The 26,505-nt window shown below is 66.9% G+C and carries 21 protein-coding genes; 10 read left to right on the top strand and 11 right to left on the bottom strand.

Annotation, left to right across the window (positions count from 1 at the left end):
• The first annotated feature begins 183 nt into the window (after nt 1–183).
• Entirely contained in the window at nt 184–1,101 is a 918-nt protein-coding gene (locus tag ACQR10_RS31970) for a PaaI family thioesterase (protein WP_316218330.1), read from the top strand.
• 38 nt (nt 1,102–1,139) lie between these two features.
• Here the strand turns inward: ACQR10_RS31970 and ACQR10_RS31965 are convergent, their stop codons facing one another.
• Together ACQR10_RS31965 and ACQR10_RS31960 are read right to left on the bottom strand one after the other, a co-directional pair.
• Nucleotides 1,140–1,493, bottom strand: coding sequence for a DUF2200 domain-containing protein (locus ACQR10_RS31965; RefSeq protein ID WP_316218331.1), 354 nt, complete (start codon nt 1,491–1,493; stop codon nt 1,140–1,142).
• A 65-nt stretch (nt 1,494–1,558) separates the two neighbouring features.
• Complete coding sequence (locus tag ACQR10_RS31960; protein WP_316218332.1) at nt 1,559–3,085, bottom strand: alpha/beta fold hydrolase; 1,527 nt, start codon at nt 3,083–3,085, stop codon at nt 1,559–1,561.
• Between the two features lie 165 nt (nt 3,086–3,250).
• Here ACQR10_RS31960 and ACQR10_RS31955 point away from each other — a divergent pair, with 165 nt between their 5' ends.
• The 3 genes from ACQR10_RS31955 (at nt 3,251) to ACQR10_RS31945 (ending at nt 5,701) form a co-directional block, all read left to right on the top strand.
• Entirely contained in the window at nt 3,251–3,970 is a 720-nt protein-coding gene (locus ACQR10_RS31955) for a RibD family protein (protein ID WP_316218333.1), read from the top strand.
• Nucleotides 3,963–5,240, top strand: a complete 1,278-nt coding sequence (locus tag ACQR10_RS31950) for a flavin monoamine oxidase family protein (RefSeq protein ID WP_434848840.1) — start codon at nt 3,963–3,965, stop codon at nt 5,238–5,240. Before ACQR10_RS31955 ends, ACQR10_RS31950 begins: the two co-directional genes overlap by 8 nt.
• 74 nt (nt 5,241–5,314) lie before the next feature.
• Complete coding sequence (locus ACQR10_RS31945; RefSeq protein WP_315802455.1) at nt 5,315–5,701, top strand: VOC family protein; 387 nt, start codon at nt 5,315–5,317, stop codon at nt 5,699–5,701.
• Nucleotides 5,702–5,725: 24 nt separating this feature from the next.
• Here ACQR10_RS31945 and ACQR10_RS31940 read toward each other — a convergent pair whose 3' ends face one another.
• Nucleotides 5,726–6,658, bottom strand: a complete 933-nt coding sequence (locus ACQR10_RS31940; RefSeq protein WP_316218334.1) for a LysR family transcriptional regulator — start codon at nt 6,656–6,658, stop codon at nt 5,726–5,728.
• A gap of 122 nt (nt 6,659–6,780) precedes the next feature.
• On the opposite strand from ACQR10_RS31940, the gene ACQR10_RS31935 reads away from it, so the two are divergent.
• Both ACQR10_RS31935 and ACQR10_RS31930 read left to right on the top strand, forming a co-directional pair.
• Nucleotides 6,781–7,134, top strand: a complete 354-nt coding sequence (locus ACQR10_RS31935) for a protocatechuate 4,5-dioxygenase subunit alpha (protein ID WP_315782786.1) — start codon at nt 6,781–6,783, stop codon at nt 7,132–7,134.
• 5 nt (nt 7,135–7,139) lie between these two features.
• On the top strand, nt 7,140–7,976 hold the full coding sequence (locus ACQR10_RS31930) for a class III extradiol dioxygenase family protein (protein WP_316218335.1): 837 nt from the start codon (nt 7,140–7,142) through the stop codon (nt 7,974–7,976).
• A 412-nt stretch (nt 7,977–8,388) separates the two neighbouring features.
• On the opposite strand, the gene ACQR10_RS31925 is transcribed toward ACQR10_RS31930, so the two are convergent.
• From ACQR10_RS31925 to ACQR10_RS31895, 7 genes are all read right to left on the bottom strand, one after another.
• Nucleotides 8,389–9,078, bottom strand: coding sequence for a PadR family transcriptional regulator (locus ACQR10_RS31925; RefSeq protein ID WP_316183258.1), 690 nt, complete (start codon nt 9,076–9,078; stop codon nt 8,389–8,391).
• A gap of 122 nt (nt 9,079–9,200) precedes the next feature.
• Complete coding sequence (locus tag ACQR10_RS31920; protein WP_316218336.1) at nt 9,201–12,278, bottom strand: efflux RND transporter permease subunit; 3,078 nt, start codon at nt 12,276–12,278, stop codon at nt 9,201–9,203.
• Between the two features lie 34 nt (nt 12,279–12,312).
• Entirely contained in the window at nt 12,313–13,428 is a 1,116-nt protein-coding gene (locus ACQR10_RS31915; RefSeq protein WP_316218337.1) for an efflux RND transporter periplasmic adaptor subunit, read from the bottom strand.
• A complete protein-coding gene (locus ACQR10_RS31910) occupies nt 13,428–15,008 on the bottom strand; it encodes an efflux transporter outer membrane subunit (RefSeq protein WP_316218338.1) in 1,581 nt (526 codons plus the stop codon). Before ACQR10_RS31910 ends, ACQR10_RS31915 begins: the two co-directional genes overlap by 1 nt.
• A 345-nt stretch (nt 15,009–15,353) precedes the next feature.
• Nucleotides 15,354–16,274 carry a PepSY-associated TM helix domain-containing protein gene (locus tag ACQR10_RS31905; protein WP_316218339.1) on the bottom strand — a complete coding sequence of 307 codons (921 nt, stop codon included), beginning with the start codon at nt 16,272–16,274 and terminating at the stop codon, nt 15,354–15,356.
• Nucleotides 16,275–16,518: 244 nt separating this feature from the next.
• The gene (gene dctA, locus ACQR10_RS31900; protein WP_316218340.1) at nt 16,519–17,832 is read right to left on the bottom strand and encodes a C4-dicarboxylate transporter DctA; all 1,314 of its coding nucleotides are present in this window, start codon (nt 17,830–17,832) and stop codon (nt 16,519–16,521) included.
• A gap of 46 nt (nt 17,833–17,878) precedes the next feature.
• Complete coding sequence (locus ACQR10_RS31895; RefSeq protein ID WP_316218341.1) at nt 17,879–18,850, bottom strand: amidohydrolase family protein; 972 nt, start codon at nt 18,848–18,850, stop codon at nt 17,879–17,881.
• Nucleotides 18,851–19,417: 567 nt separating this feature from the next.
• Between ACQR10_RS31895 and ACQR10_RS31890 the strand changes: the two genes are divergently transcribed.
• The 3 genes from ACQR10_RS31890 (at nt 19,418) to ACQR10_RS31880 (ending at nt 24,100) form a co-directional block, all read left to right on the top strand.
• Nucleotides 19,418–20,650 carry an acetyl-CoA C-acetyltransferase gene (locus ACQR10_RS31890; RefSeq protein WP_316183264.1) on the top strand — a complete coding sequence of 411 codons (1,233 nt, stop codon included), beginning with the start codon at nt 19,418–19,420 and terminating at the stop codon, nt 20,648–20,650.
• Nucleotides 20,651–20,902: 252 nt separating this feature from the next.
• The gene (locus ACQR10_RS31885) at nt 20,903–22,690 is read left to right on the top strand and encodes a chloride channel protein (RefSeq protein WP_434912197.1); all 1,788 of its coding nucleotides are present in this window, start codon (nt 20,903–20,905) and stop codon (nt 22,688–22,690) included.
• A gap of 81 nt (nt 22,691–22,771) precedes the next feature.
• Entirely contained in the window at nt 22,772–24,100 is a 1,329-nt protein-coding gene (locus tag ACQR10_RS31880) for a PQQ-dependent sugar dehydrogenase (protein WP_434912196.1), read from the top strand.
• A gap of 43 nt (nt 24,101–24,143) precedes the next feature.
• On the opposite strand, the gene ACQR10_RS31875 is transcribed toward ACQR10_RS31880, so the two are convergent.
• On the bottom strand, nt 24,144–24,911 hold the full coding sequence (locus ACQR10_RS31875) for a thermonuclease family protein (RefSeq protein ID WP_434912195.1): 768 nt from the start codon (nt 24,909–24,911) through the stop codon (nt 24,144–24,146).
• Nucleotides 24,912–25,258: 347 nt separating this feature from the next.
• Between ACQR10_RS31875 and ACQR10_RS31870 the strand changes: the two genes are divergently transcribed.
• Complete coding sequence (locus ACQR10_RS31870) at nt 25,259–26,296, top strand: S1C family serine protease (protein WP_434912194.1); 1,038 nt, start codon at nt 25,259–25,261, stop codon at nt 26,294–26,296.
• Nucleotides 26,297–26,505 lie beyond the last annotated feature (209 nt).

Genomic DNA, 26,505 nt, shown 5'->3' with positions numbered 1-26,505 from the left:
TGCAAGGCCGTGCGGTGCGCGCTGCTGCACGTCGGTCTCGCGGCGCGCGTCGTGAACGTGGTCGGCGGTGCAGAACGGTGCAGAGGCGGGAGCAGCGGTGGTCCGGGGCGGATCGTTCGCACACAAGGCAGATGTGCCGGAAAAAGACTTCGTGCCTCCGTGCGATCATGCTCTAAATCGCGCATGTCCCACATTCCGCCCACCGCCGCACCGCCGGCATTCGACGCGCTCGCCGGGGCCATCAGGAATCGCCGCTCGGTCTATGGCCATATCAGCGGGCTCAGGATGGACCGCTTCGCGCCCGGCGAGGCCTGGTCGACCCTGCCTTATCGTCCCGTGTTCGTCGGCGACAGCGAGACCGGCGTCATCCATGGCGGTGTCGTCACCGCCATGCTCGACGAGAGCTGCGGCATGGCGGTGCAGCTCGCGCTCGACGGCAGCCGGGCGATCGCCACGCTCGACCTGCGCATCGACTATCAGAAGCCGGCGACCCCCGGGCTCGACATCAAGGCGCATGCCGTGTGCTTCCGCGTCACGCGCTCGATCGCCTTCGTGCGCGCCACCGCCTATCAGGAGGAAGAAAGCGAACCGGTCGCGACCGCGACGGCCTGTTTCATGATCGGCGCCAACCGCACCAACATGCTGACCGATCGCCCGGCGTTCACCGGCGCGCCGCCACCGCTCGAGGCGCCTGAGGATCCGACGGGGCCGTTCGCCACCAGTCCGTTCGCGCGCTGTCTCGGCATTCGTCTCGCCGAGAACGAGACGCTGATGATGCCGTTCTCGCAGCAGATCATCGGCAATCCCGTGTTGCCGGCGATCCACGGCGGCATGACCGGCGCATTCCTCGAAACCGCGGCGATCATCACCGTGATGCGCGAGCTCGGCGCGTCGGCGCCGCCGAAGCCGATCGGCCTCACCATCAACTATCTCCGTTCGGGGCGCGCGCTCGACAGCATCGCGTCGGCGTCGATCGTCAAGCAGGGCCGCCGCGTCGTCGCCTTCGAGGCCCGCGCCTGGCAGGACGATGATGCGAAGCCGATTGCCACCGCATTCGGGCATTTCATGCTGCGGCAGGCGCCGGGGCAGGAGCAGGACTGAGGCCTGGGTTTGCACGACCGCCGCCGCGCGCTTGGCGCTCACGGCGTGCGCAGGATCTTGTCCATCGCCTTTCCGCGCGCCAGCTCATCGACCAGCTTGTCCAGGTAGCGGATCTCGCGCATCGTCGGCTCCTCGACGTCCTCCACGCGGACGCCGCAGACCACGCCCTTGATCAGGGAGCGCGCCGGATTCATGGCCGGCGCCCGCGTAAAGAAGGTCTCGAAGTCCGTCTGTCGGTCCACCTCGGCGTCGAGCTGTTTCTGATCGTAGCCCGTCAGCCAGCAGATGATCCGATCGACCTCGGCCTTGGTTCGTCCTTTCTTTTCCCCCTTCGCGACGTAGAGCCGGTACACGCTCGCGAAGCTCGTCGTGTAGATGCGGTGTTTCGCCATGAGTGCTCCCTGTCCGTCATTGGTATCATGATGCAGCCCCTTCGTGCACCGGGGAAACCGGAGCGCTAGCCCGGCAGGAACATCGGAAACGACACTCCGAGCGACCACGCCAGGATCAGGCCGAGACCGATGCCCTCTGCCATCGGCGAGCCGGTCCGGCGGCCGACGCAGCCGCCGATCAGTCCGAACACGACGAAGAACAGCACGATCACCGGGACGATGATGAGCAGGAAGAACAGCCGCCTGAAATCGAGCGCGACCGCGCCGCCGAGCGAGGCCAGCAACGCGGTCCGGATCCACACCGTGCGCCACAGCGCGGCGTGCCCGCCCTGGTTGGCGATGCTGTCGGCCAGCATGCATGGCACTGCGCCCACGGCGATCGCCGCGATGATCGGCAGGCGGGCGGCGATCGGCATGAACGAGGCGACGTAGCGGTCGAGCGCGCCACCGAAACCGAAGATGCCATAGGCGGCCAGCACCAGCGCCGCGAGCCGGGCCACGCGGCCGAAGCGAACACCCTGCATGCGCAGCAGCGACAGCGACAGCGCGCCGTATACGAAGAGATGAACGGCGAGGTAGTCGGCGACGAGCACGGGCAGGAAATGCGTGTCGACGAATCGCAGCACGACCGGAGTGACTGCCGCGGGCACGAGCGTGGCGATCGCAAGCTGACGCGGCGGAATCGAAGGCGGCGGCGCATCGCCCTTCGGCAGCAGCGCGGCCAACGGCCAGGCCAACAGTACGATGCCGGCCAGCAGCAGCGCGATCGGGCCGCCGGTCGCCGCCACCGGCCCGCTGCTGGTGCGCCCGAACACGCGATCCAGCCAGTCGCGCGCCTCGCGCGGCGCGGTCGTCGAATACAGCACGCTCACGTGTTCGACTCCGGGCGCGACGACGGCGCGGCGTCCGCCGTTGTCCGCGGGATCGCCCACGGTGTCGCCCTCGCGCGCGGCGGGATCGGCGAGCCGGAGGTTACGCAGCGCGTCCCTGCGCAGGGCCGTCTCCCATTCGCCGGTGATGATCAGCAGATTGCGCGGCGCGCTCGGCGTGACGGCCTCGGAAAACATCGAGATCGCCACCGTTGCCCTGATCCGTGGGTCGGCCAGGGCCTGGCGTACGATGATGTCGGAAGCCATCGAGTGCCCGAGCAGGGCCACCCGGCCGTCATTGCCCGGCAGGGACAGCGCGGCGTCGGTGACGCGGCCGATCTCGCTCATCAGCTTCCTCGTCGTGCCGTCGATGCGGGTGACGTCGCCCGACATCGGCGTCGGATTGCGGCCATGCCCCTCGAAATCGAACGAGACCGCGACATAGCCGGCGCGCGCCAAGGTCAGCGCACAGGCCTCCATGAATTGGCGCGAGCCCGCAAAGCCGTGGGCAATGACGACGACGGGCGACGCAGCCGCTCCGTCGCGCCGATAGACGGTGACGGGAGTGGAGCCCGCCTGCAGCGGGGTGATCGAGATGCCCATGCGCTCGGCTTCGAGGCGCCAGAGTCCGGCGACGCAGAGCGCGAGGCCGGCAAGCGCTGCAGCCAGCAGGGCTGCCCCGCGCAAACCGATGGCGTCCCGTCTGCGCGCCGCAGCGTCCATGATTGGCTCCGTTTGCAGCCGAAACTAGCGCAGGAATGTGCGCCATAACAACGACGCCGCAGGCGAGCGGCGTGGCCGCGATCGAACGAAACGCACGCCGCTTCGTTGACAACGCCGCCGCACCGATATTCGGTGACCCCCGTTTGGCGGCGACAAGGAGGATGCATGAAACCGGAAGTCATCTGCCTGATGGCGTCGAGCGTCGACGGCCGCACGTTGCCGAGCCGCTGGCGTCCGAAGGGATCGGGCGATCTGTTCGAGCAGGTGCATGACCAGCTCGGCGGCGACGCCTGGCTGATCGGCCGCGTCACCGGCCAGGAATTCGCCAAGGGCTCGGCCTATCCCGCCGAGACCACCGAGCGCTTCCCGCGCACCCATTGGATCGCGCGACGCGGTGCCAAGGCCTACGGCATCGTGCTCGATCCCCATGGCAAGATCTGCTGGGGCCGCTCCGACATCGGCGGCGATCCGATCGTCGTCGTGCTGACCGAGGCCGTATCGGATGCGCATCTCGCGGGCCTGCGCGGCGAGGGCGTGTCCTATGTTTTCGCTGGGCAGGCGAAGCTCGATCTTTCGCGCGTGCTCGACATCGTCGCGCAGGAGCTCGGCGTGAAACGGCTGCTGCTCGAAGGCGGCGGCGGCGCCAACGGCGCGTTCCTGCGCGCCGGTCTGGTCGACGAGTTCAACCTCGTTCTGTGTCCGGCGGTGGATGGCGCCAAGGGGGCGCCCAGCGTGTTCGATTCGACGGAAGCCGAGTCCGGCATGCGCGCGCCGATCACGGCGATGACGCTCGAAAGCAGCACGGCGCTGGAGGGCGGCGCGCTGTGGCTGCGCTACAAGATCACCAACGGCTCGGCCATGCCGGCCCAGGCAAGTCATGGCTGAGCGGCCAATGCACATCATCATCGTCGGTGCCGGTGCCGCAGGCCTGATGGCGGCGCGCGAGCTGGCCCGCGCCGGCCAGCGGGTGACGCTGCTGGAAGCGCGTGACCGCTGCGGCGGACGCATCCATCTGCTGCCCGCGAGCAGGTTCGGATATCGCGCGGACGCCGGCGCGGAATTCATCCATGGCGAGGCGCCGGTCACCCATTCGCTGATGGCGGAGGCGGGGCTGGCCTCAACGCCGGTCGATGGCACGCGCTGGTACGTGGCGGATGGCGCGTTCTCGCGCGAGGATCCCGCCGATCGGCAGATGCGCCAGTTGCACCGCGTGGCGCGGCAGCTCGCCGAGGACATGACCGTGACGGCGCTGCTCGACCGGCATTTCGCCGGCGCGGAGTTCGCCGCCCTGCGCAAATCCGTGCTCGGGATGGTGCAGGGCTATGACGCGGCCGATCCCGCCCGTGCCAGCGTGTTCGCGCTGCGCGACGAATGGATGGGCGGCGAGCGCGGCGCTCAGGCGCGCATCGTCGGCGGCTACGCGGCGCTGCTCGATCATCTCCTGGCGGAGTGCCGGGCGCATGGCGTGGCGATGCAGCTCGAGGCGGTGGTGCGCGCGGTGGAGAGCGCCGATGATGGTGTCGTCGTGCGCTGCGCCGACGGCCGCGCGCAGCGCGGCGATCGCGTCATCCTGACCGTGCCGCTGCCGCTGCTGCGAACCATCGCGCTGCCGCCTTCCATGCGTCCGCAATTGGCCGCCGCCGAAACCATCGGCTTCGGCAACGTCATCAAGCTGCTGCTGCGCTTCGAGCGGCGGTGGTGGCGCGAGGCCCGGACCGAGGATCTTTCGGACATGCTGTTCGTGCTGTCCGATGCCGACGTGCCGGTGTGGTGGACGCAGCATCCGAACGATGACGCGGTGCTGACCGGCTGGCTCGCCGGGCCGCCGGCCGCTGCCTTCGCTGCGTGCGACGAGGACGCGCTGATCGAAAGAGGGCTTTCGGCGCTCGCGGACATCTTCTCACGGCCCGTGGGCTCCCTGAAGCGGCAGCTCGTCGCGTCGCATGTCACGGATTGGGCGAAGGATCCGTTCGCGCGCGGCGCCTATTCCTACGCGACGCTGACCTCGCGCGAGGCGCAGGATACGCTTTCGCGCCGGGATGGCGGACGGGTGCTGATCTCCGGCGAGGCGTTGTATCGCGGCCGCGACATGGGAACGGTCGAGGCGGCGCTGGCGAGTGGGCAACGGACGGCGCGGCGCATCCTCGCGATGTGAGCGTGCCGCGTGCATCGTTGCGCCGTCCTGCCGGCGGAGCTAGCATTCGGCCGTCATCATCGATGAGGATCGCCATGCTCGACCACGTCGGCTTCCCCGTTTCCGACTTTGCCCGCGCCAAGGCGTTCTATGCGGCGGCGCTGGCGCCGCTCGGCTACGTCCTGATGATGGAGATCACCGACGCGCAGACCGGCGGCCACGGTGATCACGCCGGCTTCGGCGACGGCCGTCCGGATTTCTGGATCGGCACCGGCGGGACGGCCGCGACCTCGACGCATGTCGCGTTCCACGCCAAGGATCGCGCCACGGTCGATGCGTTCTATCGGGCGGCGATCGCGGCAGGCGGACGCGACAACGGGGCACCCGGGCTGCGGCCGCATTATCACGAGAACTATTACGGCGCGTTCGTGCGCGACGCCGACGGCAACAACATCGAGGCGGTGTGCCATACGCCGGGGTGAGGGCCGCTCACCTCTCGGGATGAGTCACGCCATGATGGGCATGTGCTCGGCCGCAGCGGCGAGGCTCGGCGCGACCACGATCTCGAGCTGCTGGCGCAGCCAGCGGTGCATCGGATCCTCGTGGTGGCGCAGGTGCCAGACCATGTACATCGGCATCGCCGGGCAGGGGACCGGCACCGGCGCGATGGCGAGGCCGCGCAGCATGTAGGCGCGCAGCAGGCTCGGCAGGGTCGCGATCATGCGGCTGCCGCGCAGGAACGGCCCGATGCCGCCGAAGCCGGGCACCTGCGCCGCGAAGCGCCGGACGATGCCGCGCTCGGCGAGGACCTCGTCAATGTCGAGCCGGCGTCGCGGCTCGTACAGCACGGTGACATGGTCGCTGGCGAGATAGTCTTCCAGGCTTTCCGGCGGCTCGCGCTGGCTCGAATCGTAGAACACGCGATAGGTGTCCTCGAACAGCCGCTTCTGCAGGATGTCGCTGCCCTCGGGCGGGCGCGGCGTGATGATGAGCTGACAGTGCTCTTCGCGCAGCATCTCCGGCGTCGGTGCGCCTGAAGGGATCACCCGCAGGCTGAGGCCCGGCGCCTGCGCGCGGGCGTAGCGGAGCAGGGACGGCAGCAGCAGGTCGCGCTGCAGATCATTGGCCGCGATCGTCACCTGCGTGGAGATTTTCGCCGGCTCGAACGCCGCGGTGTGCGAGAAGCTCCGGAGATCGTCGAGCAGAGCGCGGGCGCGCAGCGCCAGGAGCTGCGCATGCGCGGTCGGCACGATGCCGCGGCCGGACTTCACGAACAGCGGATCGCCAGTGATCGCGCGCAGCTTGTCGAGCAGATGGCTGACGGCCGACTGCGTGACGCCGAGCCGCTGCGCGGCGCGCGTCACCGAGCCTTCCTCGATGACGGCGAGCAGCAGCTGCAGCAGGTGGCCGTCGAGGTCCAAATGATCGAATTGGCTCATGGATCAGATCGGCCGCGCGGCCTTTATCGGGGATGTCTGTCGGCGATACTGGCGGCACGAACCGGCGCCGCGTTTGATCCAGATCAAGCGTGGTCGTCGTAACACGAACAGGGGAGGCGACGATGTCCGCCACGTCAGCCCGGCAGCCCGTGCCCGGCACCACCATCTTCGACGGCGAGCAGGCGCGCAAAGGCTACGCGCTCAACAAGATGTGCTACTCGTTCAACGATGCCGCCAACCGCAAGGCCTTCGTCGCCGACGAGGACGGCTATTGCGCCAAATATGGCCTCAATGCCCAGCAGCGCGCGGCGATCAAGAACCGCAACGTGCTGGAGCTGATCGAGGCCGGCGGCAACGCCTATTACCTCGCCAAGTTTGCCGGCATCTTCGGGCTCGACATGCAGGACATCGGCGCGCAGCAGACCGGCCTGACGAAAGAGCAGTTCAAGGCCAAGCTTCTGGCGGCGAGGGGGTAATCGTCATGGCAAAGATCGTCGGCTGCATCACCACCTCCCACGTTCCGGCCATTGGCGGCGCAATCGCCAAGGGCCTGCAACAGGATCCGTATTGGAAACCGTTCTTCGACGGCTTCCCGCATGTGCGCGAATGGCTCGCCAGGGTGAAGCCGGATGTCGTCGTGCTCGTCTACAACGACCATGGCCTCAACTTCTTCCTTGACAAGATGCCGACCTTCGCGGTCGGCGCGGCCGACAGCTACAGCAATGCCGACGAGGGCTGGGGCATTCCGCAGACCGCGCCGTTCAAGGGCGACAGCGAATTGTCGTGGCACCTGATCGAGCATCTGGTGAAGGAGGATTTCGACCTCACGACCTGCCAGGAGATGGCGGTCGATCACGCCTTCACCCTGCCGATGGCGCTGTGCTGGCCGGATCAGAAATGGCCGGTGCGGGTGGTGCCGGTCGTCGTCAACACGGTGCAGGCGCCGCTGCCATCGGCTGCACGCTGCTACAAGCTCGGTCAGGCGCTGGCGCGGGCGATCGAATCCTGGCCTGGGGATGAGCGCGTCGTCGTGATGGGCACCGGCGGCCTGTCGCACCAGCTCGACGGCGAGCGGGCCGGCTTCATCAACAAGGATTTCGATGAGAAGTTCATGGCCAGCATGGTCGACGATCCCTCGTGGGCGACGAAGTATTCGACCACCGAGCTGGTCGAGCTGTCGGGCACCCAGGGCGTCGAGCTGCTGAACTGGATGGTGGCGCGCGGCACCTTGCCGGAGAAGGTCCGCAAGGAGCATTCCAACTATCACATCCCGATCTCCAACACGGCGACGGGACTGATGGTGCTGGAGCCGGTGTAGCGGCTCTTGCGGGATCCTGGTGCGGACGGTGATGACCGAGAGCCGTTCCGCCAATGACCATCACGCGGTATGGGTCCCGGCGCAAGGCCGGGACGACAGCAGTGTGTTTGGCTCGACTAGGCCGCATCAACGGTGTCGTCCCGGCGAACGCCGGGACCCATACCGCGGATGCTATCGAGGAACGTCGCTATCAGTCGCCTGTCTCATCGCGACCCGATGTTAGCAGTCTTGGCTAAAGGCCGGGACGACAGCAGATGTTTTGGATGAGGGGAGTATGGTTTCTCAACCGACGCTTCCCGCGTGGCTGCCCCTCTCCCCGTGAAGAACGGGGAGAGGGAGCGCACCGTCTGCACGGCGCAAGCACGGATATCAATTCCGGCTGCTACGCCTCCGCTTCTGGCTGATGTTGATGTCAGCTCGCCGCGCCGTCGTCATCGCCCTGGATCTCGGCGATGGCCCGGGTGAGGATGTCGCTGACACGCTTGGCCTCGTCCTCGCTCCAACCCTGCCGGTGCATCTTGAGCGCCATCTTCAGCGTCTGCACCGTCTGCAGCACCTGCTCGGGCGGGCGCATGCCGCCCATGGTGCGGGCCATGATGCGCAGCCGGCTGAGCAGACCTTCGATCGCCGCCTCGTCGTCCTTCAGCGCCTGGCGTCCGGCGTCGGTGATCGCGAACAGCTTCTTGCCACCCTCGCTTGAGGCGGCTTCGATCTGGCCCATGTCCTCGAGGAGGCTGAGGATCGGATAGACCGAGCCCGGGCTCGGCGAATAGGCGCCGCCGACCAGCTGCTCGACCGCCTTGATCAGCTCGTAGCCATGGCGCGGCTTCTCGCCGATCAGCCACAGCAGCAGGCTGCGCAGGTCGCCGGGGCCGAAGAAGCGCCCGCCGCCACGTCCGAATTCCTCGCGCCCGCCACGGCGACCGTCCCGTTCGAACAGGCCGGGACCGCGATGGCGGCCGAATCCGGGGCCGCGCCCGCTGAGCCGGATGTCCTCGCAGGTCTCGCCGAAGCCATGCCGCTCATGCCGTCCGCGTTGCGCCCAACCGCGCTCTTCGTCGTCGCGGCGAGAAGGTCCGAATTTCCAATGATGATGTCTCATACGATATGATCTCCCGTTCGTACAAACGATATATCGTTTACGTATATCGTTTGTCAATGCCGGGCTGCTCGATTGTCGGGTCTTCGCCTAAGCTTCTGATATTTCGTTGTTTTGTAAGCCGTTTAAGGAGCGGCTGTCGCCCCGGCAGCCTGGGCCGGCGTCTCGTGCGCCGTACCCCGATGGGCGATCAGCGCATAGGCGACGGGGACCACGAACAGCGTGAACAGGGTGCCGATGGCGAGCCCGGTGGCGATCACCAGCCCCATGTTGAAGCGCGACACCGCGCCGGCGCCGCTCGCGGCGATCAGCGGGATCACGCCGAGCACCATCGCCGCCGTGGTCATCAGGATCGGGCGCAGGCGGACGGTGGCCGCCGCGATGATGGCCTCGGTGCGGTCCTTGCCGTGTTCGCGCAGCTCGTTGGCGACCTCCACCATCAGGATGCCGTGCTTGCTGACGAGGCCCATCAAGGTGACGAGGCCGACCTGGGTGTAGATGTTGATGCTGGCGCCGCCGATGCCGAGGCTGATGAAGATCAGCGCGCCCGCCAGCGACATCGGCACCGACACCAGGATGATGACCGGATCGACGAAGCTGTTGAACAGCGCGGCGAGCGCCAGGAAGATGATGATCAGCGCGAACACGAAGGTCGTGACGAAACCGCCGGACTCCTGCTCGAGCTGCCGCGACGCGCCGCCATAGTCGATCGAGTAGCCCGATGGCAGCGACGTCGCGATCTCCTTCAGGGTGGCGAGCGCGTCACCCATCGCGATGCCCGGCATCGCCACGCCGGAGATGGTCGCCGCGTTGATCTGCTGGAAGTGGTTGAGCGACTCGGGGATCGTCTTGCGCTCGAGCCGGGCCACCGTCGAAAGCGGCACCATGGCGTTGCCGCTGGTGCGGATCGAATAGTCGAGCAGCTGCGTGTCGGTGAGGCGATCGTTCTGCCGGACCTGCGGGATCACCTTGTAGGAGCGGCCCTCCAGGCTGAAATAGTCGAGATAGTTGCCGCCCAGCATGGTCGCGAGCGCGCCGCCGAGATCGCTCATCTTGAGGCCGAGATCGGCGGCCTTGTCGCGGTCGAACACCACGGTGGTCTGCGGCTTGTCGATCTTCAGGTCGCTGTCGAGGAAGATGAATCTGCCGCTCGCCAGCGCCTTGGTCATGAAATCGCGCGACACGTCGTTGAGCTCGTTGAAGGACCCCGTGGTGCCGATCACGAACTGGACCGGCAGGCCGTTGCTGCCCGGCAATGGCGAGGGCTGGAAAGCGACGGAACGGGCGCCGGCGATGCTGTTCAAGAGCTGCTGGAATTCCGGCTGCAGGGTCTTGGTCGTCGCCTTGCGCTGATCCCACGGCTTCAGCACCCAGCCGCCGATCGCCTGCGTCGGGGTGTCGATCTGGAATACGGTGCGTGTCTCCGGCCGCTGCGCGATCAGGCCGTACAGCTGCTGGCCGTAGAACTGGCGCTGCTCGAGCGTGGCCGAGGGCGCGGAATTCGTCAGCGACAATACGATGCCCTGATCCTCGTCCGGCGCGAGCTCGCTGGTGGAGCTGACATAGAGCCAGGGGATCATCGCGAGCAGCAGCAGCGCGAACACCACCACTACCGGCTTGGTCGCGAACACACTTTCCAGCCCGCGGCGATAGCCGTGGGCGAGACGTTCGAGCACGCGGTCGATGGTGCGGACCAGCCGAGCCTCCAGCGTCGTGGCATCGCGCTCGGTCCGGCGCAGCAGCCAGGCGCAATTCATCGGCGACAAGGTCAGAGCGATCACCGCGGAGACGGTGACGGCGCCGGCGAGGGTGAAGGCGAATTCGGTGAACAGCGCGCCGGTGAGGCCGCCCTGGAAGCCGACGGGAACATAGACTGCGATCAGCACCACGGTCATCGCGATGATCGGGCTCGCCAGCGCCCGCGCCGACTGGATCGCCGCCTCGACCGGCGGCACGCCCTCGTCGATCAGGCGGTGCACGCTCTCGACCACGATGATGGCGTCGTCGACGACGAGGCCGATCGCGAGCACCAGCGCCAGCAAGGTCAGCAGGTTGATGGAGAAGCCCATCAGCAGCATCAGGCCGAAGGTGCCGATCAACGACAGCGGAATGGCGATCACCGGGATCAGCACCGAGCGCCACGAGCCTAAGAACATGAAGACCACGACGATCACGATCCCGATGGCCTCCACCAGCGTGTGGATCACCTCGTCGATCGACGAGTTCACGAAATCGGTGGAGTCGTAGAGGATCTCGCTGGTGATGCCGTTCGGCAATTGCCGCTGCAGCTCCGGATAGACCGCCTTCACGCCGTTGATGACGTCGAGCAGGTTCGCGGTCGGCGCCACCTGGACGCCGATATAGACCGCGGTCTTGCCGTTGAAACGCGTCGCGCTGTCGTAGTCGTCATTGCCGAGCGTGACATTGGCGACGTCGCGCAGGCGGATGATGGCGCCATTGACCTGCTTGACGACGAGGTTGCGGTATTGCTCCAGCGAATGCAGGTTGGTCGCGGCGGCGAGGTCGACCTGCACGAGGCGGCCCTTGGTGGTGCCAAGCCCGGAGATGTAGTCGTTGCCCGACAGCGCCGTGGACACGTCGGTCGCCGTCAGGCCATAGGCCGCGAGCTTGTCGGGATCGAGCCAGGCGCGCAGCGCGAACTTCTTGGCGCCGAGCAATTCGGCGGTCTGCACGCCGGAGACGGCCTGCAGCTTCGGCTGAACCACGCGCGTCAGATAGTCGGTGATCTGGTTCGGCGCCAGCACGTCGCTGGCGAAGCCGATATACATCGCGTCGATGGTCTGTCCGACCTTCAGGGTCAGGGTCGGCTGCTGCGTGCCGGTCGGCAACTGGTTCAGCACCGAGTTCACCTTGGCGTTGATCTCGGTCATCGCCTTGCCGGAATCGTAGTTGAGCCGCAGGTTCACCGTGATGGTGCTGCTGCCGGTGACGCTGGTCGACGTCATGTAGTCGATGCCGTTGGCCTGGGCGATCGCATTCTCCAGCGGCGTGGTGATGAAGCCGGCGATGATATCGCTATCGGCGCCGGCATAGGCCGTGCTGACCGTGACGATGGCGTTCTGCGTGCGCGGATATTGCAGGATGGCGAGCGTCGTCATCGAACGCAGGCCGAGCACGAGGATCAGCGCGCTGACCACGAGCGCCAGCACCGGCCGACGGATGAAGATGTCTGTGAAGCGCATGGGCGGGCTCTGAAGGTCGGAGGCTTTTCGCGAATTACTGATCGACGACGTCAGGCGCGGCCTCGGCGACCGGGACGTGCGAGTTGTCGATTCTCACCGGGCTGCCGTTGCGCAGCTTGATCTGGCCCGCGATCACCACCGTCTCGCCCGGCTTGATGCCGTCGGTGATCGCGATCCGGTCGCCCTTGGCCGGCTTGCTCTTGACGAAGGTCTGCCGCGCTCTGCCCTGGCCGTCCTTGAGATCGTCGACGACATAGACGAGGTCGCCATAGGGATTGCTGACGACAGCCGTCAGCGGCAGGGTGACGAGCTGCTCGGGCTGTCCGGTCGCGATCTCGACCTTGGCGAACATGCCCGGCAGCAGCCGCGCCGCCGCGTTGTGCAGCGCGGCGCGGACCTGGACGTTGCGGCTGGTGGAATCGACCTTGGCGTTAATGGCCGAGATCTGGCCGGCGAAACGCTCGGCAGGGAAGGCATCGACCGCGATGGTGATGTCCTGGCCGATTCGGATGTCGGCGAGCGATTGTTGCGGCAGATAGAAGTCGACGAAGATGGGATCGAGGCTCTGCAAGGTCACGATGGTGGTGCCCGCGCTGAGAAATTGTCCGAGATCGACGGCGCGGATGCCGAGCCGGCCGGCGAACGGCGCCTTCAGGGTCTTCTGCTCGACGACCGCCTTCTGCTGCGCGACCAGGGCCTGCGCGTTCTTCAGGTTGGCGCGGTCGCTGTCGAGCGTGGCCTGGCTGACGGCATTGAACTTGATCTGCTCCTCGTCGCGCTTGACGACGATGGCGTTGTTCTCGGCGGTCGCCTGCAGCGATTGCAGCTTGGCGACGTCGTCGGTGGCGACCAGTTGCAGCAGGGACTGGCCGGATTCGACGGCATCACCCGAATTGAACTGGATGCTCTGTACGATGCCCGAGACCTGCAGTGACAGATCGGCGCCGTTAACGGCGCGCAGCGAGCCGACTGCGGTGAGATTGGAGCGCCACGGCGCGGTCGCCGCGACCGTGGTCGAGATCGTCTGCGGCGGGTTCGCCATGGCGCCGATCGCCTTGGCGATCATGATGCCCTTGAAGGTCTGGAAGCCGTACAGGCCGCCGAACAGAGCGGCCATGGCGGCCAGCATGATGACCATGCGCTTCTTCATTACATTGCTTCCTGGGTCGTACGATTGGGACCGGCGAAATAGCCGGGATTGGCGCGCGGCAGCGCCGCCGGTGTTTCGTCCTGCCGATTCCACCAGCCGCCGCCGAGCGCCTGGAACAGCGCCGCGGTGTCGGTGAAGCGCGTGGCCTGCGACTTGATGCGGGAGACCCGGGCGTTGAGATAGGATTGCTGCGCGGTGATGACGTTGGCGTAGGGAACGGCGCCGGTCTTGAACTGCTCGACCGACATCGCAAGGCTGTCGGCCGTGGCCTTCTCGGCGGCGGCCTGCGCCTTCAGCGCCTCGGCGTCGTACTGGATGGCGCGCAGCGAATCCGCGACGTTCTGGAACGCCGTGATGACCGTGCTCTTATAGAGCGACAGGTCCTGCTCGAACGTCGCGACGTCGGCCTCCTTGGTGTGGTACAGCGTGCCGCCGTCGATCAGCTTCTGGCTGACGCTCGAGGCGGCATCCCATACCAGCGTCGTCGGCGAGAACAGCCGCTCCGGCCCGCTCGCGCCGTAGCTGCCGGACAGTGTCACCTGCGGCAGCAGGTTGGCGATCCCGACGCCGACGGTCGCGGTCGCCTGGTGCAAGGTCGCCTCGGCCTGACGGATGTCGGGACGCTGCCGGACGAGCGAAGAGGGCAGCGAGACCGGCAGCTTGCGCGGCAGCTTCAGCGCCGCGAGCGTCACGTGCTCGCCGCGGTCCTGGCTGGGAAGCCGGCCGAGATAGGCCATCAACTGGTTGCGCTGCTGAGCCAGCTGCTTCTGCAGCGGCGCCAGGGTCGCCTTGGCCTGCGCCAGCGTCGCCTCCTGCGCCAGCACGTCGGATTTGGAGATCGCGCCGACGTCGAACTGACGCTGGATGCGGCCGAGCTGATCGGTCTCGGCCTTGATGATCTCCTCGGTCGCCGCGATCTGGTCGCGCAGCGAGGCGTCGGTGATCGCGGCGGTCACCACATTGGCGGTCAGCGCGAGATACGTCGCCTCCATCTTGAACCCCTGGTAGTCGGCCTGGGCCTGCAGCGCCTCGACCTGACGCCGCGTACCGCCCCATAGGTCGAGCGCGTAGCTGACGCTGACGGAGCTACCGTAGAGCGTGTAGAGCGACGTCTGGCCAGGCCATTGTCCCTGCTGCGTGCTGGAGGCCTGCGTACGCTCGGCCGACCCGCTCGCGCTCAGCTGCGGAAACAGCGCGCCCTGCTGCGACAGAGCGTTCTCGCGCGCAGCACGCAACGCCAATTGTGCGGCCTCGATGTCCGGGTGGTTGCGAATCGCCTCCTCGACGAAGGCGTTGATCTGCCGGGAATGAAACAGCGCCCACCAAGTGCCGGGCAGATCGCCTCCGGGCGCGAAGCTCTGCACATTGCCGCCCGGTGTCGAGGCGTTGGCGGTCGCGGCGAGCCGACGTTTGGCCACATAACCGGTTGCGGCCGGCGCGTCGGGAGACATGAAGTCCGGGCCGACCGCGCAGGACGCGAGCAGCATGCTGCAACCGAGCAGGCCGAGCCGCAAGGGCGACGCGCTGCATCTCCGGACCAGCTCCGAACAGGCGCGAAACAACTGGACATCATCAGACATGAAACTAAACCGTTTCGTTTTCTGCTGCTGACGATGCGTGGCGGTACCGATCTGGTCAAATCACGTTGATGACAGGACGGGCTTGCTCACACCTTGACGTCTCGGGCACCGTCCGCGCGGCGTCGGTGCCCGCCTGCGCCGGACTCGCGCATGACAGTTCTGCGACGAACCCCGAGAACGCCGCTGCTCGTCCCGTATTGGCGGGGGCCGACGTCGCTCGTCATAATGATCGGGAGAGCTCTGCTGCCGAGCCCATGTTGTCGCGAAGCAGCGCGCAGATCGCGCGCAAGGTCGTAACTGAGCCGGCCCGCAGAGCGAGCCGGCTCCACGCGATGATCGCGGTCGTCAGGACGGCATCGAGGATGCGACCACCGGCTTCGACGGCCCGCTGCGCGCGCGGCTCGGACGCCGGAGCCGGCGCTGCGTCCAGATCAGCACGCCGGTGACCAGCAGCGCGAACAGCGCGACCGAGATCAGCACGTTGGCCGCGCTGCCGATCAGCGACCAGTTGCCTTCGTGCAGCAGGCGCGGCCAGTTGCGCGGCAATGCGGAGAGCCCGTCGGACGTGACCGCATAGGCCCTGAGCTCATCGTCCTCGATGATCCTCGCCATCATCCGCCCGCCGCGATTGCCGATCGAGTTCACCGACGACAGGTCGTGGTCCCTGGAGACGATGCTGACGGCCTCAGGCAGTGAGATGCGCTTGGCCGCTGCGGGCGGCGCGCTGCCTGCGAAGGTGAGGCCGAGCTCGAGGCAGAGTCCGGTGAGCGGGCTGAGCAAAATCAGCGGCAGCGTGAACCAGGCCGTGCCCTTGTGCCAGCCGGACAGCGTGTTGCGTAGCCGCGGCAGTCCCATCAGGATGCCGATGATCATGATGCCGACCATGGCGACGGTCGAGATCAGGGTGAGGCCGGGGATTCCGATCAGATGCTCGTGGGTCCTGCGCGCCCACGAGAAGACGCTGGCCATCGCCGGCCTCTCGACCGCGGCGCCGGTCGTCATGTCGACCTCGGTGCCTGGCGCCCCCTGCAAGGTCAGGTGCTGCATGGAGGCGTCGATTGACAGGCCGCGTGCCTTGCCGTCGGGATCGTACTGCTTGATCAGCGCGACCACGCGCGCCGGATCGACGCTGTGCGGCTTGACGGCGGCGACCTGCGCCATCGGCTCGAAGGAGAGGATCATCCCGGTCACGATGATGACAAGCAATGGCAGCGCGAAGACGAGGCTGATCCAACGGTGAAGTTTGAGCAGAAGCTGCTTGTTCATGATCGTCTCCGATTGATCGTCTCGCGCACGGTGTCATGCGGGACCGGTGGTCCTCAGGCGCTTGCTCCGTGAACGTTTCTGATCGTTCTTGCTGGACGACGCGGGGATATCGACACGTCGTCCGCTGCGCTTCATTAGCTGAGCACAGCAGCGAGACGAAAGAAGACAACTATTAATTTTAGGTCATGCGCCGTTTGATCGGCGTCAATGCGGCGAGACTCGCTTCACGTCTGCTTCAATGATTTCAATTTGCATCAGATGCCGTCATGACGCCATCGAGCACCTCGCGCAGGCGCGTCGCGTCCAAGCCATTCTCCCACCTCGCGATGACGATGGTGGCGACCGCGTTACCTATCAGGTTCGTCGGCGTCAGCCCCTGCGACATCAGCCGGTGAATGCCGAGCACCAAGGCGACACTGGCGACCGGAATCGTTCCGGTCGCGGCCAGCGTTGCGGCCAGCACGACGAAAGCGGCGCCCGCGATGCCGGCTGCGCCCTTCGATGTCACCAGCAGGATCAGCAGCAGCCCGATCTGGTGACTGACGTCGAGATGCGTGTTGGTCGCCTGCGCCAGGAACACCGCGGCGGTGGCGAGGTAGAGGCAGGTGCCGTCGAGATTGAACGAATAGCCGGTGGGGATGACGAGACCGACGATGCTGCGTTCGCAGCCGGCGGCTTCGAGCTTCGCCAGCATGCGCGGCAGCACGGTCTCCGATGACGTGGTGGCGATGCAGACCAGCACCTCGTCCCTGAGGTAGCGGATCAGCTTCCACAGGCTGAAGCCGGTGAAGGCGGCGATCGGTCCGAGCACGGCGGCGATGAAGATCAGGCAGGTCAGGTAGAAGCTGCCGAGCAGCAGGCCGAGCTTGGCGAGCGAGCCGATGCCGAACTTGCCGACGGTGAAGGCGATTGCCCCGAAGGCGCCGAGCGGCGCTGCCCACATCACGATCCGGACGACGCCGAAGATCATCTGCCCGGCGACCTCGATCACGTCCGTCACCGGCTTGGCGCGATCGCCGAGCCAGATCAGCGCAAAGCCTGACATCACCGAGATGAACAGCACCTGCAGGATATTGCCCTCGGCAAAGGCGCCAACGAAGGTCTGCGGGATGATGTTGAGCAGGAACGGCACGAAGCCGACCGCAGCGGTCTGCTTGACATAGGGCTCGATCGTTGCGGAGTTGATCGTCGCCGGGTCGACGTTCATGCCGACGCCGGGTTGAAACAGGTTCACCGCGGTCAAGCCGATGATCAGCGCCAGCGTCGTGATGGCCTCGAAATAGATCAGCGCCTTGATCGCGACGCGGCCGACCTTGGCCATGTCGGCCATGTGGGCGATGCCGTTGACCACCGTGCAGAAGATGATCGGCGCGATCAGCATCCGGATCGCCTTGATGAAGGCGTCGCCGAGCGGCTGCATCTGGGCGCCGAGATCCGGCTTGATGGCACCGAGCAGGATGCCCGCTGCCATCGCGATCATGACCTGGACCCAAAGCTCCTTCCACCAGCCTCGGCGGGCGCCTGGCTTGCTGTCGGCGGTGAGGGTCGTGGCGGTCATGATCGGTCCTGTCGCTGAAAGGTTCGAAGTCGCAGCTGGCGGTGACTCAGCTCTTGGGCTCGAACTTGAACAGCCGTTCGGGATTGCTGACAAGCAGCTTTCGCTGCATGGCCGGATCCGGGGCGTAGAGTGGGATCAGATCGACCAGATCGCCGTCATTGGGCATGATCTTGACGTTCGGATGCGGCCAGTCGGTGCCCCAGATGACGCGATCCGGCGCGTTGTCGATCAGCTTGCGGGCGAACGGGACCGCGTCGTGGAATGGGGGGCCGGAGGCCGAAGCGCGCTCGGGACCGGTGATCTTGATCCAGCACTTGTCGTCGCTCGCCTGCAGGTCGAGCAGCGCCTTGAACCCGGCATCGTCGATCCCCTTGGCGGCGCTGATCGTGCCCATGTGGTCGATCACATAGGTGACCGGCAGCGCCTTCAGGATCGGCACGAATTCCTGGATCGTTCCGGCCTCGAGATAAATGTCGACGTGCCAGCCGATCGCCGCGACGCGGTCCACCAGGCTGCGGAAGACGTTCATGTCGCCGACGCCGCCGAGGCGGCGGAGGAAGGCGAACCGGCAGGCGCAGATGCCGGCCTTGCCGAGCGCCGCGAGGTCGGCATCGGACATCGCCGCATTGATGTTGGCGACGCCCTTGTAGTTGCCGTTGCTCTGCGCGATCGCATCGGTCACGACCCGATTGTCGGTGCCGTGGACGGTGGCGTTGACGATGACGGCGCGCTCGACGCCGATCTTGGCGTGCAGCGCCCGGAACATCTCCAGCGATGCGTCGGGCGGCGTGTAGGGGCGGGTGGGCGAGAACGGATAGGTCGCGGCCGGTCCGAAGATATGGGTGTGGGTATCGACGCTGCCCGGTGGCACCCTGAAGCTTGGGGTCTTCGGTGCCGGATCCGGCCCGGCGATGTTGGGGATCTTGGCCTCTTCGGCGGAGAGTTGCGCGGGGACCGCGCCGAGCACGCTCGCCGCTCCCAGTCCGGCCATGGTGGCCAGCAGGTCTCGTCTCAACATCAGAGCGTCCTCCTCGGGATGGCCGCGGTCACGGCAGGCGTCGCTTGCCAGGCGCCGGCATCGTTCGTGTTTGCTATCGTCACGCCACAATGGCGAGGTCAGGCGACATTTCAACGTGGCGTCGTGATCATGAGTGCTCCGGATCCGGAGCCGGCGGATCGCTGTGATCCCGGTCGTTCCCGATCGAGGATCTTGCAGCCTCTGCGGCACGACAAGAAGCATTGGGTGAACGGACAGTTCGCTTGCTTGGACAATGCTCTGCAGTCCAACTGCCAATGTTGCCGAGACCCTCCGTTCGAGCTGCGTTGCAGCGCGGCTGGGCGAGATCGGCTGCTCTTCAACCAGTCTGCGAGAAGGCCGCGTGAGCGCGCCGATCCGCGGAATTGTTCGTGCTACGGAAAGGTGAGTTGCATCAACGCCATGGCGTGCGTTTTGGTCATGCGCCGGCAGCTTCAAGCGCCGTTGTGAAGACCGCATGCGCAGTGCTATGCGACAACAAAGAGAGCGTGCGGCCGCCGAGACGCTGCGCGCTGTCAGCGCACAGCAACATCGGGCAAAGGAAACACCATGGTCGACGCGCTCATCATCGATGCCTGCAGGACGCCGCGCGGTATCGGCAAGGCCGGCAAGGGCGCGCTCGCCGGGCTGCATCCGCAGCATCTCGGCGCCACCGTGCTGCGTGCGCTGGCCGAGCGCACCGGCATCGACACCGGCGATGTCGACGACATCATCTGGGGCTGCTCGTCGCAGCGCGGCCCGCAGAGCGGCGACCTCGGCCGCATGTCGGCGCTCGATGCCGGCTACGACATCCGCGCCTCCGGCGTCACGCTCGACCGCTTCTGCGGCTCCGGCATCACCAGCGTCAACATCGCCGCCGCCTCGATCATGGCAGGGCAGGAGGATCTCGTCGTCGCCGGCGGCTGCGAGATGATGTCGATGGAGGGCCGGCGCGGCGAGGGGCCGCTGATGATGGATGCCGGCAATCTGCATCTGCGCGCGCTGCACCCGCAGTCGCACCAGGGCGTCTGTGCCGACGCCATCGCCACCATGGAAGGCATCACCCGCGCCGATGTCGACGCGCTCGGGCTGGAGAGCCAGAAGCGCGCGGCGGCGGCGATCGCTGCCGGCCACTTCAAGAAGAGCCTGGTGCCGGTACGTCGCGAGGACGGCAGCCTCGCGCTCGACCACGAAGAATATCCCAGGCCGCAGACCACGGCGGAGGCGCTCGCCGGGCTGAAGCCGGCGTTTCCGGCGATCGCCGACTACGCGCTTGACGAGAAGGGCACGACCTATCGCAACCTGATCCTGCAGCGCTATCCCGACCTCGAGATCGACTTCGTCCATCACGCCGGCAACTCCTCGGGCGTGGTCGACGGTGCGGCAGCGATCCTGCTGGCGTCGCCGTCTTATGCCAAGGCTCATGGTCTGAAGCCGCGGGCACGCGTCGTGGCGATGGCCAACATGGGCGACGACCCGACCCTGATGCTGAACGCCCCGGTGCCGGCGACGCGCAAGGTGCTGGCCAAGGCCGGGCTCAAGCTTGATGACATCGACCTGTTCGAGATCAACGAGGCGTTCGCCGTCGTCGCCGAGAAGTACATCCGCGACCTCAAGCTCGATCGCGCCAAGGTCAATGTGAACGGCGGCTCGATCGCGCTCGGACATCCGATCGGCGCCACCGGCTCCATCCTGATCGGGACGCTGCTCGACGAACTCGAGCGGCGCGATCTCAAGCGCGGTCTGGTCACGATGTGCGCGGCCGGTGGCATGGCACCCGCGATCATCATCGAGCGGGTCTGAACGGTCGATCTCCTCGATTTGAGTTGCACGCGCCCGTTGCGGAGTCTCCCGTGGCGGGCGCCGTCGTTTTAAACTTGGGCTGCTTGTGACCTCAGCGGTGCCGCGCGGAGGCGTAGGATCGCGCGGGCCGCGGCGGTTCCACTTTCCGGACCGGTCAACCACGTTTCGACTGGACAGGAATTCGCGCTTGTTCCGCTAGTTGCGACAGGTTATTGCCACGGCGAGGCCTCATCGTAGAAGAAATGGCTCTCCGTGCTGTCGACGCTGTCGCATATCATCGATCGCAAGGCTTCGAACCGGGTGGTCACGCGGCTGCGGGCCCTGCTGCGCAGCAACGAGTTCTACCTGATACCGCTGGCGCTGGTGATCGGCGTCGCGACCGGTGCGATCGTGACGGTGATGAGCCTGATCGCGCAGGTCGCGCATGTGGTCATCTATGGCATTCCGATCGATGTCCGGCTCAGCGCTCATACCTCGGTCAACCCGGCGGTCGCCCTGATCGCGCCCGCCTGCGGCGGCCTGGCGCTCGGCGTCATGGAATGGCTGCGGCGGCGCTGGAAGATCGCGGCCGCGGTCGACCCCGTCGAGGCCAATGCGCTGCGCGGCGGACGGCTGTCGATGCGCGACAGCATCGTGGTGAGCGGCCAGACCCTGGTCTCCAACGGCTCCGGCGCCTCGGTCGGCCTCGAGGCCGGCTACACCCAGATCGGCGCCGGCGTCGCCTCGCTGCTCGGGCAGTATCTCACACTCCGCCGCAACGATCTGCGCCTCATCCTCGGCTGCGGTGCGGCGGCCGCCATTGCGGCCGCCTTCGGCGCGCCGATCACCGGCGCGTTCTATGCCTGTGAGCTGATCGTCGGCGTCTACTCCGTGGGCAGCGCGGCGCCGATTCTGGCGGCGTCGCTGGCAGGTGCGCTGACCTCGCAATATCTCGCCGGCGCGCCGTATTCGCTGGAGATCGCCAAGGTCGGCGCGGTCGGCTTCGAGCAATACATCGCGCTGTTCGTGCTGGCGCTCCTCGTCGCCGGCATCGGCATCGTGGTGATGCGCGCCTCGCCGGCGGTCGAGCGGCTGTTCGTCCGCATCCCGGTCTGGCTGCGCCCGGTGATCGGCGGGGTCTGTGTCGGCGCCATGGCGATCGTGACGCCGCAGGTGCTGGCGGCTGGCCACGGCGCGATGCTGCTCGATCTGCATCGCGAGATGGCGGTCGGCATGATCGCCACCATCATCGTGCTCAAGCTCGCCGCCTGCCTGATCTCGCTGGCCTCGGGCTTCCGCGGCGGTCTGTTCTTCGCCTCGCTGTTCGTCGGCAGCCTGCTCGGCAAGCTGTTTGCGGGACTGCTCGCGCTGGCCGGCCTCGGGCTCGCGATCGACCCGCTGGTGGCGATGCTCACCGGCATGGCGACGCTCGGTGTCGCCATCGTCGGCGGGCCGCTGACGATGTCGTTCCTGGTGCTGGAAATGACCCGCAGCGTCGACGTCACGGCCGTCGTGCTCGGCGCCTGCATCGTGACGTCGGTGTGCGTCCGCGTCCTGTTCGGCCACTCGTTTTCGACCTGGCGCCTGCATCTGCGCGGCGAGACCATCCGCAGCGCCAACGACGTCGGCTGGCTGCGCAACCTCACGGTCGAGCGGCTGATGCGCTCCGACGTCGCCAAGGTGCCGACCACGACCAGCATCGCGGCCTGCCGGCGCGAGTTCGCGCTGGGCACGCGCCAGGCCGTGGTGGTGGTGAACAACAGCGACGATTATTGCGGGCTGGTCTCCTTGCCCGATTTGTTCTCGGGCGAACTGGACTCCATCGCCGACGAGATTCAGGTGGTCGAGCTCGCCAAATATTTCGAGGTCGCGCTGTTGCCCGAAATGAACGTCAAGACGGCGATGAAGATCTTCGACGATTCCGGCGCGGAAGAGCTGGCGGTGCTGGAATCGGAGAACAGCCGCAAGGTGATCGGCTTCCTGACCGAGTCCTTCGCGCGCCGCCGCTATGTCGAGGAGATCGACCAGGCGACGCGCGGTGTGCTCGGGGCGCTGTCGTGATCGCGTCCCATCGCGGCGACACGTGATCGCCGGTCCTCGATCGGGGTAGACTGCCGGCCGTTCGAGACGCGCGAGGACTGCATGACGAGACTGATGAGCACGGCTGTCGTGGCGACCTTGAGCGCGTTGGCGGCGACCGCCGCCGCAGCCGAACCTGCTGTGCTGAAAGGCAAGGACGCGTTCGGCAGCTGGCAGGGTGATGCACCGGGCACGATCAGGCTGATCCGCCCTGAAGACCTGCCCAAGCCGGGGGCGACGGCGTCCGCCGCGAACGTGTCCCGCGTGGTGCAACGACCGGCCTCCGCCGTGCCGAAGGTCGTCGACGGTTTCAAGGTCGCGCTGTTCGCCGAGGGGCTGAACGGGCCGCGCATCCTCCGCACCGCGCCGAATGGCGACATCTTCGTCGCCGAGACCCGGGCCGGGCGCGTCCGCGTGCTGCGCCCGAGCGAGGACGGCAGCAAGGTCGCCTCCAGCGAGATCTTTGCCGACCGTCTCGGCCATCCCTTCGGCATCGCGTTCTATCCGAGTCGCGATCCGCAATGGGTCTATGTCGCAAGCACCGAGCGCGTCATGCGCTTTCCCTATCGGGCTGGCGACATGAAGGCGTCGGCCGCGGCCCAGACGATCGCCGATCTGCCGGCCGGCTACGGCCATTCGACGCGCGATATCGTCTTCACCAGGGACGACAAGCGCATGCTGGTGTCGGTCGGCTCCGCCGGCAATGTCGGCGAAGCGCTGGGAGAGCCGGCCGGCGGAATCAGTGCCTGGATCAAGGCGCACCCGCTCGGCGCGGCCTGGGGCGGGGAGGCCGACCGCGCCGGCGTGCTGGCGTTCGATCCCGACGGTCAGAACCGCAGCCTGTTCGCCACCGGCATCCGCAACTGCGTCGGCCTCGCCCTCCAGCCCGCGACCGGAGTGCCGTGGTGCTCGACCAACGAACGCGACGGGCTCGGCGACGATCTGGTGCCGGACTACGTCACGCGGGTGAAGGAGGGCGGCTTCTATGGCTGGCCCTGGTACTACATCGGCGACAACCCCGACCCGCGCCATGCCGGCGAGCGCCCCGACCTGAAGGGCAGGATCACCGTGCCCGACGTGCTGCTGCAGCCGCATTCGGCCTCGCTCGGTCTGACGTTCTACGACGGCAATCTGTTTCCGCCGGAGTATCGCGGCGATGCCTTCGCCGCCGAGCACGGCTCGTGGAACCGGTCGAAGCGCACCGGCTACAAGGTGATCCGGATCAGGCTCAAGGACGGCGCGCCCACCGGCGAATACGAGGATTTCGTCACCGGATTCGTCGTCAACGATCGCGAGGTCTGGGGGCGGCCGGTCGGCGTCACCGTGGCGCGCGACGGCAGCCTGCTCATCTCCGAAGACGGCAACGGCACGATCTGGCGCGTCAGCCGCTGATGGACCAGCTGATGCGGCATTGAGAAGCACGAGCGGGCCGTCCTCACTTCTTCGGTGCGCGGCAGTTGAACGCACGGCGGAAGCCGGCGGCGCGTGCGTCGTCCTCCGAGCAGAACCAGCGGTCGGGCTCGGTGGTCGCGGGATAGCTCGGGCAGCCCTGCAGATGGTAGATGCCGATGTTGCCGGTCACGCGGGCGCGCACCGCGAACTTGCCCTTGATGCTGCAGCCCGGCGGCGCGCTCGGCGCGTCCGGGAACAGCACCGCACGGATCTCGCGGTCGCGGTCGGCGCGGCAGGCGGCGCCGAGCAGGGCGCCGTCCTTCTTGTCGGCGCGGAACTCTGAGGGCGCGACGAAGCATCCCTTCCACAGCCCGCGCACCGCCTCCTTGGCCGCGGCGACATCGTCCTTGGCGCGATACTTGATCGCCGGATCCGCGCTCATGGCGTAGCCCGCGCGCGCGACCTGTTGGTTGAGGCTGACCTTGTCGCCGTCGATGGTGCAGAGGCCGATCCTGCGGGTCTTGAGCGGCTTGTCGGGACCGAGATCGTCGCAGCGCACCGAGCGCCCGCCGATCAGCTTGCCGAGCTGCTCGCGCGCCTCGACGCCGCAGCTCCAGGAATCGGCGTGATCGTCGATGCAGAGCTGGTCGACCTCCGGCGCATCGATGCCGTCGAGCCGGAACACAGTGTCGCCGAGCTGGATCGTGTCGCCGCTGCGCACCGTGGCGCTCGCCGCCAGCGATGCGCCGGTCATGCCGGCTCCCAGCACAATGGCCTCACACAACGACAACAGCCGGTCTCGCAGCCGCATGTTTTCTCCCGCAATCAATTGCATCAAATATCCGCGTCCAGTCCTATCACATCGCTCGTGAGTCACGGCAAGTGCGGCTTGGGATCCGGCGTCTCGGCCTCATGGTTCGAGACGCACCGCCATCTGGACCGACTGCTTGGCTCATTTTGGCGTGCGGCGCTTCTCACCATGAGGGTTTGAGATATTGCCGCGCAGCCGGTCCTCGTCCTGGGGAGCCTGCCGGAGGCGGGCGTCTCGAACGACGGCCGCAAGTGCGGATCAGCTCGCCCGCCTTGCGAACGGGACAGACCGCCACCTTGCGCCGGGGCAGGCTGCTACCCATCTGAGCGGCCGAAGGAAATCTTGCCATGTTGGACTTTACCTCCGATCTCGCCGGCGACGCGCTGTCGCCGGCGCAAGCGTCGTCTGCTGCCCCGGCCGATGACCGGGCGCTGCTCGACGCCTATTCCGATGCAGTCATCGACGTCACCGAGCGCGTCGGCCCTGCGGTCGTGCGTGTCGAGACTGGCCCCAAAGCCGGCTCCCGCGCCGAGCGCGGCGGCCTCGGCTCGGGCATCGTGATCTCGCCCGACGGGCTGGTGCTGACCAACAGCCATGTGGTCGGCTCGTCGAAGGCCATCCGGCTGCGCGACGTCGAGGGCGTCGTCACCGATGCGCAGGTGCTGGGCGTCGATCCCGACACCGATCTCGCTTTGCTGCGCGCCAATCACGCGCGCGACCTGCGCTACGCCGCGCTCGGCAACTCCAAGAGCCTGCGGCGCGGCCAGCTCGTGGTCGCGATCGGCAACCCGCTCGGCTTCGAATCGACCGTGACGGCCGGCGTGGTGTCGGCGCTGGGGCGCTCGATTCGCTCGGTCTCGGGCCGGATGATCGAGGACGTCATCCAGACCGATGCGGCGCTCAACCCCGGCAATTCCGGCGGGGCGCTGGTGTCCTCGGCCGCGGAGGTGATCGGCATCAACACCGCCATCATCCAGGGGGCGCAAGGCATCTGCTTTGCGGTCGCGAGCAACACCGCGCAGTTCGTGCTGTCGGAAATCATCCGCCACGGCTATGTCCGCCGCGCCTATATCGGCGTCTCCGGGCAGACCGCGCCGGTGCCGCGGCGTCACGCGCTGCTCGCCGGCGTCGAGAACAAGATGGGCGCGCTCTTGATGCAGATCGAGCCGGATGGCCCGGCGGCGCGTGCCGGCCTGCTGCCGGGCGATGTCGTGATCAGCCTCGACGGCGCCGACATCAACGGCGTCGACGACCTGATCCGCGTGCTCGACCGCGATCGCATCGGCCGCACCGTCGCGATGGATGTGCTGCGGCTGGGAAGGCTGCGCGGCATCGACATCCACCCGGTGGAGCGCAAGCCTGCGGCGCGGCAGGCGGCTGGATAAGCTTGCTACATGAGCGCATAGTGCTGGCGACGATTGGCTCGACAAGTCGAGCTGTGTGATATAGTGCCCTCTCCCCTTGTGGGAGAGGGCATGTATAGCCTCTCCGCATACTCGTTTGGGTGAGGGGTATCTCCATTGGCGCTAACTTACCAAATTAACGCTTGGTATTCTCGTTTTCTTGGCGGCTCTCGGAGATGGCGTTGAATGTT

The sequence above is a fragment of the Bradyrhizobium sp. HKCCYLRH2060 genome, from assembly GCF_051168135.1.
In the GTDB taxonomy this organism is placed as follows: domain Bacteria; phylum Pseudomonadota; class Alphaproteobacteria; order Rhizobiales; family Xanthobacteraceae; genus Bradyrhizobium.
Note: the sequence above shows the minus strand (reverse complement) of the source record. Positions and strands in the feature narration are given on the sequence as shown.